This is a genomic window from Hyphomonadaceae bacterium BL14, from assembly GCA_027627705.1.
Lineage (GTDB): Bacteria > Pseudomonadota > Alphaproteobacteria > Caulobacterales > Maricaulaceae > Oceanicaulis.
Genome location: CP091242.1, coordinates 141,804 through 153,060, shown reverse-complemented (window position 1 = coordinate 153,060; position 11,257 = coordinate 141,804). Strand labels below are relative to the sequence as shown.

Annotated in this window: 10 protein-coding genes; all 10 read right to left on the bottom strand. The window is 69.1% G+C overall.

Going from position 1 to position 11,257, the window contains the following annotated elements; translation table 11 throughout:
- Window positions 1–2: 2 nt before the first annotated feature.
- From murG to L2D00_00620, 10 genes are read right to left on the bottom strand one after another with little or no spacing between them, the layout of a single operon-like run.
- Entirely contained in the window at window positions 3–1,091 is a 1,089-nt protein-coding gene (gene murG, locus L2D00_00665) for an undecaprenyldiphospho-muramoylpentapeptide beta-N-acetylglucosaminyltransferase (protein WBQ13214.1), read from the bottom strand.
- Window positions 1,088–2,218, bottom strand: coding sequence for an FtsW/RodA/SpoVE family cell cycle protein (locus L2D00_00660; GenBank protein ID WBQ13213.1), 1,131 nt, complete (start codon window positions 2,216–2,218; stop codon window positions 1,088–1,090). Before L2D00_00660 ends, murG begins: the two co-directional genes overlap by 4 nt.
- Window positions 2,215–3,564 (bottom strand): hypothetical protein, encoded by a 1,350-nt coding sequence (locus tag L2D00_00655; protein WBQ13212.1) that lies wholly within the window; start codon window positions 3,562–3,564, stop codon window positions 2,215–2,217. Before L2D00_00655 ends, L2D00_00660 begins: the two co-directional genes overlap by 4 nt.
- A 13-nt stretch (window positions 3,565–3,577) precedes the next feature.
- On the bottom strand, window positions 3,578–4,678 hold the full coding sequence (mraY, locus tag L2D00_00650; protein WBQ13211.1) for a phospho-N-acetylmuramoyl-pentapeptide-transferase: 1,101 nt from the start codon (window positions 4,676–4,678) through the stop codon (window positions 3,578–3,580).
- Between the two features lie 6 nt (window positions 4,679–4,684).
- Window positions 4,685–6,094 carry a UDP-N-acetylmuramoyl-tripeptide--D-alanyl-D-alanine ligase gene (locus tag L2D00_00645; GenBank protein ID WBQ13210.1) on the bottom strand — a complete coding sequence of 470 codons (1,410 nt, stop codon included), beginning with the start codon at window positions 6,092–6,094 and terminating at the stop codon, window positions 4,685–4,687.
- Window positions 6,091–7,548 (bottom strand): UDP-N-acetylmuramoyl-L-alanyl-D-glutamate--2,6-diaminopimelate ligase, encoded by a 1,458-nt coding sequence (locus tag L2D00_00640; GenBank protein WBQ13209.1) that lies wholly within the window; start codon window positions 7,546–7,548, stop codon window positions 6,091–6,093. Before L2D00_00640 ends, L2D00_00645 begins: the two co-directional genes overlap by 4 nt.
- Window positions 7,548–9,380 carry a penicillin-binding protein 2 gene (locus L2D00_00635; protein ID WBQ13208.1) on the bottom strand — a complete coding sequence of 611 codons (1,833 nt, stop codon included), beginning with the start codon at window positions 9,378–9,380 and terminating at the stop codon, window positions 7,548–7,550. The genes L2D00_00640 and L2D00_00635 overlap by 1 nt, the downstream gene beginning before the upstream one ends.
- Window positions 9,381–9,713 carry a hypothetical protein gene (locus L2D00_00630; GenBank protein ID WBQ13207.1) on the bottom strand — a complete coding sequence of 111 codons (333 nt, stop codon included), beginning with the start codon at window positions 9,711–9,713 and terminating at the stop codon, window positions 9,381–9,383.
- The gene (gene rsmH / locus L2D00_00625; protein ID WBQ13206.1) at window positions 9,710–10,714 is read right to left on the bottom strand and encodes a 16S rRNA (cytosine(1402)-N(4))-methyltransferase RsmH; all 1,005 of its coding nucleotides are present in this window, start codon (window positions 10,712–10,714) and stop codon (window positions 9,710–9,712) included. The genes L2D00_00630 and rsmH overlap by 4 nt, the downstream gene beginning before the upstream one ends.
- Entirely contained in the window at window positions 10,714–11,172 is a 459-nt protein-coding gene (locus tag L2D00_00620) for a division/cell wall cluster transcriptional repressor MraZ (GenBank protein ID WBQ13205.1), read from the bottom strand. Before L2D00_00620 ends, rsmH begins: the two co-directional genes overlap by 1 nt.
- Window positions 11,173–11,257: the final 85 nt, after the last annotated feature.

The window sequence follows — 11,257 nt, the reverse complement described above, 5'->3', positions numbered from 1 at the left end:
CGCTACTCCGCGGCGCGTTCGATGAGATCGGCCAGCGCCTCATGCGCGTCGGGCCGGCCGGTGCCGCGGGCCGCAGCAGCCCGCGCGGCGAGAGCTTCGCCGTCCGCCAGCAGCGATTCAAGGCGCTGTGACAGGCTGTCTGCCGTAAGGTCGGCCTCGGCCATGGCGTCGGCGGCGCCGGCGTGCACCAGGCCCTGGGCGTTGGCGGTCTGGTGATCGTCCATGGCGATCGCCAGCGGCACCAGAATCGAGGGGCGCCCGATGGCGGCAAGCTCTGACACCGATGATGCGCCCGCGCGCGAAATCACCAGGTGGGCCGCCGCATAGCGCGCACCCATATCGTCAAAAAAGGCCGACAGCTCGGCGCGCACACCCGCCGTTTCATAAGCGGCGCGGGCCGCCTCCAGACTTTCATCACGGGTCTGCTGCACCACCACCAGGCGGGCGCGCAGGGCTGCTGGCAGGCGCGCGATGGCAGCGGGCACCGTCTCGGACAGGATGCGCGCGCCCAGACTGCCGCCCAGCACCAGAAGCCGTATCTCACCGTCGTCTGAAGGCGGCGCATAGGGCGTGTCGCGCGCGACCAGAACGGCAGCGCGCACCGGATTGCCGGTAACGGCGTGGCGTGCCTTGCGGGGCAAGCGGTCCAGCCGCTCGAAGCCCGAGGCGACCGTGTGCGCCGATCTGGCGAACAGCCGATTGACCCGGCCCAGCACTGCGTTCTGCTCATGGATCACGAAGGGCAGCGAGGCAATGCGCGCCGAGGCCAGAAGCGCAAAGGCGGGATAGCCGCCAAACCCGGCAGCCACGTCCGGCTCGAAATCCTTCACCAGGGCGCGCGTGGCCCGCAGACCCGCCGCCAGGTCTGCCAGCGCACCGGGCACCCGGCGCGGATTGGACTGGAACGGGCTGGCCGCGCGGATGACGCTGACGCCGTCTCCGGGAAAGCCTTCGGTGTGGCGTGCGCCGCGCACATCGGTCACCAGGCGCACCCGCCAGCCGCGTTTGATCAGGGTTTCAGCTGCCGCGCGCGCCGGGAAAATATGCCCGCCCGTGCCGCCTGCCGCCATGACAAGACGCTTGCCGGTCATGCCGGCGCACTCACCAGGCGCTGGCGCATGGGCTTATAGGCACCGGGCCGGTGCCGCGTCAGCGCCAGCATCAGCCCCGCCGAGAAGGCCAGCGCCAGCATGGACGAGCCGCCATAGGACAGGAAAGGCAGCGTCATGCCCGTCGAGGGCGCCAGATCGAGATTGACCGCAATATTGACCAGCGCCTGCAGCGCGAACAGCAGCGCCAGACCCGCCGTCGCCAGCCGCGCGAAGGGATCATTGAGCCGCATGGCCAGCGTCCAGGCGCGCAGGAACAAAAGCGCGTACAGCGCGATGATCAGCAACATGGCCAGCGCGCCGAACTCCTCGCCCGCCACCGCAAAAATATAGTCATTGTGGGCCTCGGGCAGCACGTGCTTGATGCGCCCCTCTCCCGGCCCCAGACCCCACAGACCACCACTGCCGATGGCATCCAAGGCGATGTCGGTCTGGTTGCGCGGGCCGCCACCGCTGGACAGGAAGGTGGCAACGCGGGTCTGAATGTACGGCACGAAATTCACCGCCGCCGCCGCGCCTGCGGCCATGCCGGCACCCAGCCCGATGGTCCAGCGCCAGGACAGGCCGCCAATCCACAGCATTGCGGCAAAAATCAGCGTGATCAGCGCGGTTTGGCCGATATCGGGCTGCAGCCTCAGAAGCACCGCCGCCACGCCGTAAATCCCCAGCGCCAGAAGGCGCCCGGGGGCAGGCGCGCCGCGGTCTTCCTCGCTGAACAGCCAGGCGGTGAACACGATGAAGGCCGGCTTGAAGATCTCGCTGGGCTGCAGCGAGAACCCCGGCAGGTGCAGCCAGCGCGTGGAGCCGTTGATGGGCTGGCCCACCACGAGGACCAGGACCAGCAAGACCAGCGACCCCAGCAGCGCCAGACCAGACATGCGCCGCACGCCGGTCAGCGAGAAGGCGGCAGCGGTCATCATGATGACCACACCCGCGGTCATGAACATCACCTGACGGCGCACATAAAAGAAGGGATCGGCGTCGCTGGACACCGCCGGACTGGCGGCAAAAACGAGCATGAACCCCATGCCCAGCAGGCACAGGATCACCACAAGAAGCGGCTTGTCGAGCTCACGCAGGACCCTTGAATACTGCCGTGTCAGGCTCATGCTGCGTGCCCCTTGCGGATCAATCCGGTCAGCCGCTCCAGCGCCGCCGTGAAGGTCTGGCTGCGCACCCGTCTCTCCTCTGGGCCGCACCGGGTTGACGGAGCGTATAGAATGCGCGCGTCCTTGCCGGTCAGCGCAGCCGCATGCAGCGACCGCGCCAGCGCATCGTCCAGACTGTCCGCCTGACGGCAGGCCATGCGTGATGCCAGACGCCGCTCCGCGCGCGCATCGGGGCCGCACAGGATCACCCCCTGCAGGGCAGCGGGCAGGGTGTCGGGCAGCTCGGCCGCGTCCAGCCCGGCGTGCGCGATCCACCATATCGGTGCGGCGCCGGTGAACCCGGCCAGGGCCGTCTTCGGGTCTTGTGCGGCCGCATAATCAAACACCTGCACCCGCCCGAGGCCCGTCACAGGGTTGCGCCAGCCCTGCACACCGGGAAAGAAAGCCATCGCCGCTTCCAGCGCGTCGGGCTCGCCGCCCAGCGCCAGCGCCAGACCGCCCGCGCCTGCGATCAGTCCCGGCGTCAGCCCGGCCAGGCCCGGCCCCGCTGTCTGAAGCGGGCGGCGCGGCGCGCCGGACCGCGCATCATGCAGGCGGCTGCCCACCAGATAGAAGCCATCGCCCAGCACCATCCGGCCCGAACATGCGGTCACGCGCGCGCGATCCACGCCGCCACGGCGCAGCGCCGCCAGACGCGCGCCGGCGTCGGGCGCATCCATGTCCAGAAGGACCGGGCCGGACACGCGCATGGCAAGGGCTTCGAGATCAGCGGTGCTGATCGCCGCGTCCGCCATGACCAGCAAGGCGTGAGCATGGAAATCCGGCGCGGCCGCGCATTCGGCGGCACTGGCAGCGATCAGCGTGATGGACCCGGCGCGCAACGGCGGCGCGTCGAACAGCGCAACCCCGGCACCGCCCCGGCGCACATCCAGCCCGCAGCGCGAAAGGCAGGCTCCGGCCAGCTCGGCCGCCGCGTCCGCCTTATCGCCGCCCAGGACCAGAGCCGCGCGCGCGCCACCGGTGCTTGTCAGGGCGCGGCCAAACAGGGCCAACTCGGTGAGGACCGGCGTGCCGGTGATCCGGGCCAGCCCCACCGGACCGGACTCCGGCCCATCCAGGCGGCTGACATCGTCGATCACCAGCGCCGACAGGTCGCCCCAGTCGCGCGTCGTCGGGTCCTCGATCACCACGCCGTGGCGTGCCGCAGCGGCGCGTGTGTCTGCGTCCTCATCCCAGCCCGATGCCGCCATGCCGCCCGCCGCCAAAGCCCGCGCCATGGCACGCCCGCGCAAGCCCAGGCCCATGACGGCGGCCCGGCCTTCGCCGCTGGCGCGAACGGGAATCATGACGCCTCCTTGGCTAGCGCAGCTTCAGCGTAGACAGACCGATCAGGGCGAGGACAAAGGCGATGATCCAGAACCGCACCACGATTGTGGATTCAGACCAGCCCAGCTTTTCAAAATGGTGGTGGATGGGGGCCATCAGGAACACGCGCTTTCCGGTCAGCTTGAAGCTGGCCACCTGCACCATCACCGACACGGCTTCGAGCACGAACAGCCCGCCAATGATGACCAGGACGATCTCGTGCTTGACCGCCACCGCGATGGCGCCGATCGCGCCGCCCAGCGACAGCGAGCCGGTATCGCCCATGAAGACCATGGCCGGCGGCGCGTTATACCAGAGAAAGCCCAGCCCGGCGCCGATCATCGCGCCGCAGATCACGGCCAGCTCGCCGGTGCCGGGGGTGAAATTCAAAAACAGGTAATTGGAATAGACCGATGACCCGACCATGTAGGCGATCACGCCGAACGCGCCCGCCGCGATCATCACCGGCACGATGGCCAGCCCGTCCAGCCCGTCGGTGAGGTTCACCGCATTGGAGGCTCCGACAATCACCAGCACCCCGAAGGCAAAGAAGACCAGGCCCAGCGGGATCAGCACATCTTTGAAAAAGGGCACTGCAACCGAGGTGGAGAAATCGTCCGGCGTATTGGGCGCACCATCCAGCAGATTGACCATCCAGATCACCGCGATCAGCGCCACCACGCCCTGCAGCGCCAGCTTGCCCTTGCCCGACAGACCGTGGTGGGAACGCTTGGTGACCTTGCGCCAGTCATCGAGGAAGCCGATCGCGCCGTAGCTGATGGTCACGAACATCACCACCCACAGATAGGCGTTGGACAAATCGCCCCAGAGCAGCGTGCCCGACACGATGCCGGTCAGGATGATAAAGCCGCCCATGGTGGGCGTCCCGGCCTTGGTCAGCACATGGCTTTCAGGGCCGTCATCGCGGATCGGCTGAGAGCCCTGCTTCCTGAGCCATCCGATGAACGGCATGCCCACCACCAGCGCCACCACGAAGGCGGTCATGATCGCCGCGCCGGTGCGGAAGGTCAGGTAATTGAGGACATTGAACAGGGTGAATTGTTCAGCGAGCGGTGACAGCAACAGGTACAGCATGGGCGTTCAGGCCTGTGTTGACGCGCCGGCGCGCGCGGATTTCAGGGCAGCGGCGATCCTGTGAACGCCCGAGGCATTGGAGCCCTTGATGAGCACGACATCCCCCTCGCGCGCCAGTGCGTCCAGCTGTTCAATGCCAGCGCTCCAGTCTGCAGCGTGAACCGCTTCGACCTGTGAGGGCAACGCCTCCAGAAGCGCGCCCATGCCTTTGCCAACGCCGATCACGGCGCTCACGCCCGCCTCTGCCAGCGGACCGGCGAGCGCCGCATGCAGCGCCGACGCATCCGGGCCCAGCTCCAGCATTTCGCCCAGCACCGCGATGCGCCGTGCGCCCGCAGACGGGGTACGCGCGCACAGGCTGGCGAACGCCGCGCGCATGGAGGCGGGGTTGGCGTTATAGCTGTCATCGATCAGCGTCAGGGCGCGCCCGTCGCTCAGCTGCACATCAAAGCGCGCACCCCGGCCCGCCTGGGCGGCAAGCCCGGCCAGCGCATCCAGCACCAGTTCAGCATCAATGCCCGCGGCAAACGCGGCCGCCACCACGCCGGCGGCATTCACCGCCTGATGGGCACCCGGCTGGCTGAGCCGGAACGGGCGCACCTTGCCCATAACGTCCATGTCACCCGATCCGCCTTCCCCGTCCGCCGTATAGCTCAGCACCCGCACAGCGGCACCACGCGCCAGGCCGAAATTGATCAGGAAGGCGGCGTGCGAGGCGTTCACCGCTTGCGTCAGATGCGGGGCAAAATCATCGTCAGCGGGGATGACCGCCACGCCGTCGACCTCCAGCCCGGTGAATATCTCCGCCTTGGCGTCAGCAATGGCCTCCATGGAGCCGAGATTTTCCAGATGCGCAGGCGCGATTTTGGTGATCAGCGCCACATGGGGGCGCACCTGCGCCGACAGGGCCGCGATCTCGCCGGCATGGTTCATGCCCATTTCAAACACCGCCGCGCGTGTCTCTTGCGGCATGCGCGCCAGGGTCAGCGGCACGCCCCAGTGATTATTGTAACTGGCCACGCTCCAGTGGGCCGGACCGGCCGCGCGCAGCACCACGGCCAGCGCCTCTTTCACGCTGGTCTTGCCCACCGACCCGGTGACGCCGATGCGCAGCGCCGGTGACCGCAGGCGCGCGCCCTGACCCAGCGCCTGCAAGGCTGCCAGCGTGTCATCAACCACCAGGCGCGGGCCGTTACAGCAATCGGCGCGTGAGACCAGCACCGCGCACGCGCCCTTGTCCAGCGCGGCTTGCGCGAACTCATGGCCGTCGCGGACATCGCTCAGCGCCACAAACAGATCGCCCGGCTGCAGCGTGCGGGTGTCGATGGAGACGCCGGTGGCAGCCCAGCCCTCACCGATCGGGTGCCCGCCTGTGGCGAGCGCGGCCTCGGCAGAGGTCCACAGCGGCGCGGTCATGATCGCGTCTCCAGCTCTTGCAGCAGGCGCGTGACGATGGCCGGCTCGTCAAACGGAATGATACGGTCGCCGACAATCTGGCCGATCTCGTGGCCCTTGCCCGCGATCAGCAGCGTGTCGCCCGCCTCCAGCATGGCGATGCCGGCGCGCATCGCGCTTTCACGGTCGCCGATCTCTTGCGCGCCCGGACACGCCGACAGGATCGCCGCCCGGATCGAAGCCGGATCCTCGCTGCGCGGATTGTCGTCGGTCACGATGCAGACGTCTGCCAGCTGGGCCGCCACGGCACCCATCTTCGCGCGCTTGGTGGGGTCGCGGTCGCCGCCCGCGCCGAACACCAGCACGACCCGCCCGCGCGTATGGGGGCGCGCCGCGCGCAGCAGCTTGTCCAGCCCGTCAGGCGTGTGGGCGTAGTCGAGCAGGATCGGCGCGCCCTGACGCGTAATGCCCGCCTGTTGCAGGCGACCGGCCACGCCCGTCAGGTTTTCCAGCGCCGCAAAGGCTGTGTCCGCGTCCATGCCTGACGCAATCGCCATCACCGCGGCCCCCAGCGCATTGGCGGTCTGGAACTCGCCGATTAGCGGCAACTCGGCCACGCGCTCCCCGCCGCGCCACGCAAAGCGCACCGCCTGGCTGGCCGGACGCGGCGTGATTTCACGCACAGCCAGATCCCGGCCGCGCCAGCCCAGCGTCATCACCTCCAGCCCGGCGGCCAGAGCCGTCTGCTCCACCCGAGCCGACCAGTCGGAATCCATATTGATCACCACGCGCCCGCCTGCCGGCGTCAGCGCTGTGAACAGCCGCATCTTGGCGGCGAAGTAATCTTCAAAGTCCGGGTGATAGTCGAGATGGTCCTGGGTGAGGTTGGTAAACGCGCTGACCGCTACCCGCACGCCATCCATGCGCCGCTGCTTGAGCCCGTGGGACGACGCTTCCATGGCCAGGTGCGACACCCCCTCGCCTGCCAGCGCATCCAGCGCCGCATGCAGCGCGATGGCATCCGGCGTGGTGTAACCCACCTCCGTGCGCCCGGCTTCGCGTGTCACGCCGAGCGTGCCCAGCGCGGCCGCGCTGATGCCCGCCGACGCCCAGATCTGGCGCAGGAACTCCACGGTGGAGCTTTTGCCATTGGTGCCGGTGACCGCAGCGATGTGTCCGGGCTGGCGCGGATGGAATGCCGCGGCGATCGCCGCCAGCGCCCCGGCGGGATCATCGGTCTCGATGACCGGAACCGGCGCGGATGTGCCGCGCGGTGCCAGCACGCAGACGGCACCCTTTTCGATGGCGGCGTCGATGAACTGGCGACCGTCCACGCGCACGCCGGGCAGCGCGGCGAACAGATCGCCGGGCCGCACCTTGCGGCTGTCCAGGGCCAGACCCGTGACGATCAGCCCGTGCGCGCCCTGCGGCGCAGCCAGCCCGTCGGGCAGAAGATCGGCAAGGCGGCGGGTCATCATTGCGGCTCCCCGGAGGTGAGAAGGACGGGCTCTTCTGATGGCACCACGGCCCGCACACGCGGAGCGAACAGGGCGGCGACCTGCTCGGCGCGCGCAGACGGGTCCGCGTCGCGGCGGCGCAGTTCCAGTACGCCGGCCAGCTGGCGCAGAATGTCACCGGCAGCGGGGGCGGCGTTCCAGCCGGCTGTGGCGAATCCATGGGTCGCGCGGCTCGGACGGGGGCGGTCGAAGGTCACGGTCAGCACGTATTGGGGATCATCAAACGGGAACACCGCCACGAATGTCGTCACCCGGTGATCGCGGTCATAGCCGCCGGGACCGGCCTGCAGCGCCGTGCCGGTCTTGCCCGCTACCGCCAGGCCCTCCACGTCTGGACCGCCGGCCTGAGAGCGGGCAACCGTCTCGCGCATCACCGCCAGCACCTGGGCGGCGGTGCGCGCGCTCATCACCGGATCACCTGCAATGATCTCGCCGGGTGCCACCGGGCGCAGCGTCGGCGGGACGTAGACCCCGCCATTGGCCAGGGCCGCATAGGCCGACGTCAGCGCCAGCGGGCTGACGGCCAGGCCGTGACCGAAGGCGGCCGTCATGGTCTCGGTCCGGCCCCAGTTGCGCGGCATGCGCGGATGGGCGCTTTCCGACAATTCCAGCGGCGGACGCTCATGCAGACGCAGCGCCTCATAGAAGGGCCGCAGGGTCTCTGCGCCCATTTGCCGGGCCATCAGGGCAGAGCCGATATTGGACGAGTGGATGATCACCTCGCGCGCGGTCAGCTCCCGGCGCTGACCCCGGAAATCATCGATGGAGTGTCCGGCCACCCGGAGCGGCTGGCGCACATCGAACAGGTCATCGAGCGCGACCCGGCCACTCTCCAGCCCTGCGGCCAGGGCCAGCGGCTTGAACACCGAACCCAGTTCGTACACGCCCACGCTGGCGCGATTGAAGCGCGGATCGACACCGTCCGCCGCAGACGGGCGAACCTCGGTATAGCGGTTCACGTCATAGTCCGGCAGCGAGGCCATGGCGATGACTTCGCCCGTGCCCACGCGCATCAGGATCGCGGCTGCGCCCTGGGCCTGATGGCGTGCCATGTGCTCGGCCAGCACGCTCTCCACCCGGTGCTGGGCGGTCAGGTCGATGGACAGGGCGACGGGCCGGCCCGACGGATCATTGAGCTCGGCGTCAAACGCCAGCTCCGCACCGGACAGGCCGCGCATTTCACGCCCGGCATAGCCGACCACATGGGCCGCCGCGCTCTGGCGCGGATAGACGCGCCCGGGCTGGGTCTGAAAATACACACCGGGCAGGCCGAGATGATGGATGGACTGGCGCGCGCGCGGCGTCAGACCGTCCGCGATGAGGATGTAGGCGTTGCGCGCGCGCATGCGCGCGGCCATCCGTTCCGCGTCGATATCCGGCAGCACGCTCTGCAAGCGCGCCACCGTCTCGTCCACCAGCTCGCGCGGGATGTGCTGGCCATTTGCATAGGCGGCGTGGAAATCCAGGGTCGAGGCCAGCACCTGGCCATGGCGGTCCGTCAGCGCCGCACGGCGCACGGTGGCTTCGCCTGCCGCCTGCAAGCCTGGCCCTGCCGTCGCGCCACTTACCAGCGACACATCCAGAGCCCGCGCGGCGACAATGATGAACCCGGCCGCCAGCACCAGGCCCGCGATGCGCAGGCGGCCGCGCTGGCGCGCCTCCTGACCGGCGCGTCCGCCGGCCACATGGACCTGGCGCGACATGCCCGCAGGCGCGCGCTCGCCCGGTGCCGCGCGGCGCGGCTGGGTGCGGACATTGATCGCCCGGATTTTCCTGCGCCAGGAGCCCATTTACCGCCGGATCGCCTCCCGATAGGCCGCCTGCACCGGCTCGCCGGGGACGGTTGCCGCGACCCGCGGCAGCTCGCTGAAGATGATTTCCTGATCATGGCGCACCGGCTCGAAGCCCAGATAGATGCGCGCCAGGCGGCGCAGGTTCTCGTGATCTTCCTGCAGCGCGATCTCGGCTTCCAGGGCGCTGATGCGCCCGCGCTCGCGCGCCAGATCGGCCTGTAGCTCGGCCAGCCTCTGCTGGTCGCTGGCCGTGCCGGTCTTGGCCACAAAGAGCGCCGCGAGCAGGGCGACGGCGACCAGTAAAGCGACAAAATTGACCAGGCGGATCATGAGCGGGCCTCCACAAGACGGGACAGATCGGGCAAACGGGATGCACCGGCCGCATCACGCGGCCAGGCGGGGGCGGACGAGCGCACGGCGGCACGCAGCTTGGCAGAGCGGGCGCGCGGATTGTCCTGCGCCTCGGCCTCGCTGGCGGTGAGCGCCTTGCGGGTGAGCAGGGAGAAGCTCGGCGCGTGGGCCGGGAATTGTTCGGGCTGATGGCGCGAGCCCGCACCCTCCAACCCGCAGCGCGCGCGCAGGAAGGTCTTCACGATGCGGTCCTCCAGCGAGTGGAAGCTGACCACCACCAGCCGGCCCGCGGGGCGCAAGATGCGCTCGGCCGCTTCCAGCCCGCGTGTCAGCTCGCCCAGCTCGTCATTGATGAAAATGCGCAAGGCCTGAAACACGCGCGTGGCCGGATGGATGCGCATGGGCTTGCCCGGCATGACACGCGCCACCAGCTCGGCCAGCGCCAGCGTGCGGGTGATCGGCGCGTCCTGACGCGCTTCGACAATGGCGCGCGCGATGCGCCCGGCATGACGCTCCTCGCCATAGTAGCGGAAGATCGCGGCCAGCTCGCTGGCGTCCAGCTGGTTGACCGCATCGGCGGCGCTGGGGCCGGAGCGCGCCATACGCATGTCCAGCGGCCCGTCCTGCTGGAAGGAGAAGCCGCGCTCGGCCTCGTCGATCTGCATGGACGAAACGCCCAGGTCCAGCACCACCCCGTCAGCGCCGGACGACCCGGCGGCTTGGATGACATCCTCCATCAGGGAGAATGGTCCGAAGGCGAAGGCGAAGCGCCCCTTGAAGGCGCCCTGCATGATGTTGGCGTTCTCGCGCACCGTGGGATCGCGGTCGATGCCCAGCACCCGGCAGTCCGCCCCGCCCAGGATGGCGCGCGTGTAGCCGCCCGCGCCGAACGTGCCGTCAATGTAAAGCCCGCCATCGCGCGGCATCAGCGCGTGGAGGACTTCGTCCAGCATGACAGGGGTATGGGGCGCGCCGGTCATCACGCCCCCTCGCGCCGGCGCGGACGGCGCAGCGCGGCCTTGTGCTCGCGCGCATAGCTGAGGTCTTTGCCCGCCTGCTCGCCATGGGCCTTGGCGTCCCAGATCTCAAAGCGGCGGCCCATGCCCACGAACACGGCGCTGGAGCTGAGCCCCGCATGCTCGATCAGATCACGCGGCAGCGACACCCGGCCGGTGGATTCAAACGCCAGCGCCCGCGCGCCGCCGAAAATCACCCGCTCGAACGCGGTGCGCGCATCGTCATAGGGGTCCATCTCCTCGATGGCCTCGGCATAGTCTTCCAGCAGGCGCTGGCCGCCACCTTCCAGGAAGGGGCCGTTGAACGAGCGCCAGACATAAACACCATTGAAACCCTGGGCGGCCACACTCGCGCGGAAATCGGCGGGGACGGAAACCCGTCCCTTCGCGTCAATCGCGTTCGTGGTCGTCGAGACGAACATGGCCGTTCTGGAGTCCCCGCTCGCCCACGCCCCCAATTTGCGTGGTTAACTATGGGATAACATGGGATGCCATGGGACACAATGC

Bases quoted from the DNA above. Each gene is read 5' to 3' on its own strand.
- murG (WBQ13214.1), bottom strand. From the start codon at position 1,091: ATGACCGGCAAGCGTCTTGTCATGGCGGCAGGCGGCACGGGCGGGCAT.
- L2D00_00660 (WBQ13213.1), bottom strand. From the start codon at position 2,218: ATGAGCCTGACACGGCAGTATTCAAGGGTCCTGCGTGAGCTCGACAAG.
- L2D00_00655 (WBQ13212.1), bottom strand. From the start codon at position 3,564: ATGATTCCCGTTCGCGCCAGCGGCGAAGGCCGGGCCGCCGTCATGGGC.
- mraY (WBQ13211.1), bottom strand. From the start codon at position 4,678: ATGCTGTACCTGTTGCTGTCACCGCTCGCTGAACAATTCACCCTGTTC.
- L2D00_00645 (WBQ13210.1), bottom strand. From the start codon at position 6,094: ATGACCGCGCCGCTGTGGACCTCTGCCGAGGCCGCGCTCGCCACAGGC.
- L2D00_00640 (WBQ13209.1), bottom strand. From the start codon at position 7,548: ATGACCCGCCGCCTTGCCGATCTTCTGCCCGACGGGCTGGCTGCGCCG.
- L2D00_00635 (WBQ13208.1), bottom strand. From the start codon at position 9,380: ATGGGCTCCTGGCGCAGGAAAATCCGGGCGATCAATGTCCGCACCCAG.
- L2D00_00630 (WBQ13207.1), bottom strand. From the start codon at position 9,713: ATGATCCGCCTGGTCAATTTTGTCGCTTTACTGGTCGCCGTCGCCCTG.
- rsmH (WBQ13206.1), bottom strand. From the start codon at position 10,714: ATGACCGGCGCGCCCCATACCCCTGTCATGCTGGACGAAGTCCTCCAC.
- L2D00_00620 (WBQ13205.1), bottom strand. From the start codon at position 11,172: ATGTTCGTCTCGACGACCACGAACGCGATTGACGCGAAGGGACGGGTT.